The 1,182-nt window shown below is 48.8% G+C and carries 2 protein-coding genes; one reads left to right on the plus strand and one right to left on the minus strand.

What is annotated here, in order from left to right; all coding sequences use genetic code 11:
• Positions 1-332: hypothetical protein (locus ACE3T3_RS15920; RefSeq protein ID WP_374668643.1), on the plus strand; the 332-nt coding region annotated here is incomplete at its 5' end.
• Here the strand turns inward: ACE3T3_RS15920 and ACE3T3_RS15925 are convergent.
• The gene (locus tag ACE3T3_RS15925) at positions 329-1,033 is read right to left on the minus strand and encodes a hypothetical protein (RefSeq protein WP_374668645.1); all 705 of its coding nucleotides are present in this window, start codon (positions 1,031-1,033) and stop codon (positions 329-331) included. The two genes, ACE3T3_RS15920 and ACE3T3_RS15925, sit on opposite strands and share 4 nt — an antisense overlap.
• Positions 1,034-1,182: the final 149 nt, after the last annotated feature.

A 1,182-nucleotide genomic window follows, 5' to 3' on the forward strand; every position in this document is an offset into this window, starting at 1 on the left:
CTTGGGTGCGTGCGGATAGGCCGCGCACCAGCATGGCGTCCATCATGCGTTGGCGTAGTTCGGTCATGACTATCTCCTTCTATGCCGGGCAAAAGTGCCCAGATCGAAGGCTTGTCATCAACGCCCCTGACTGCAAGCCGTGCGCCAACAAAAACGCGGTGGCGGCCTGTGAAAGCCAACCACCGCGTCAGCGGTTTAGTTCAACGCCAAGTTCACCGGCGCCGGAGCCGAAGGCGGAGGGCACCAACACTGGCCATGAAAATGCCGAAGGCATGGCCAGTGTTGGCGTCCGCGTGCAACGACCAGTTAGACCTGCCTTTCATGGCATTTAAGCTGCAGCAGGCTTTCCTGGAAGCTTTGTAAAAGTAGTTCCATCAGGTGCTCGATGGGCATGAAATTTCTTGCCACATTTATGACACGTTGGCAAAGCACTAGAACCAGGTAGTACGCCAAGATTGACTGAATTTGCCTCGCCGCAGCCTTGGTGGGGGCAATTGATTGTTTCTTGCGTTTTTGCAGAAGATTGCGATGTTAGTCCTTGGTAAATATCTTTCAACGATGTGACGGATTCAGCATCAGCGCCGCCGTGCTCCAGTTTTGTAATTAAATTCCCTAATGAATCTAGTGTTTCATTAAGCATGGATGGGTCGAATTTTGTTCCAGTTATTTCGCCAAGATCCACCATTGCTGCGCGAAGGAAGGGAACAATTTCAGCAATACGCTCCGCTACGAGTGCGTTATTTGCTCCATTTATTTGCGCGGACACGATGCTTGATATTTTTGATGTGGCAGTTGCCAAGGATCTGTTTATAGAGTTTATTCGCGGTGAAATTTCTTTAATATAGCTCTTTGTATTTTTAAATGCTTCAGGTGCCAACGCCCCACCAAGAGCGGAGAAAATGGCCCCAAGAATCAGCATTGTTGATGTCGGCTTTTCGGCAAGTGTTGGTGTGTAGGCGCCAGCAAAGACAAGAAAAACCGCGCCTATTAACTTTAGCAAGTCAACTTGTACGTCTTTGAAATATTCTTTCATCGGTGCTTTCTACGTTCAAAGTGAATCGACGGTGTGGGAGGTCTAACTTTGTTGTAGACGCTGAATCACCGGATATGGCTGTCCGTCCGGCGGATAACATGGCTCGTAGTTGGTGAAAAAAGTCTTTGACATCATAGACTTAAAGCGCA

Origin of the sequence: Acinetobacter sp., from assembly GCF_041919735.1 — a bacterium.
Taxonomy (GTDB): Bacteria; Pseudomonadota; Gammaproteobacteria; order Pseudomonadales; family Moraxellaceae; genus Acinetobacter.

Excerpts from the sequence above, each read along its gene's own strand:
- ACE3T3_RS15925 (WP_374668645.1), bottom strand. The coding sequence starts at position 1,033 with ATGAAAGAATATTTCAAAGACGTACAAGTTGACTTGCTAAAGTTAATA.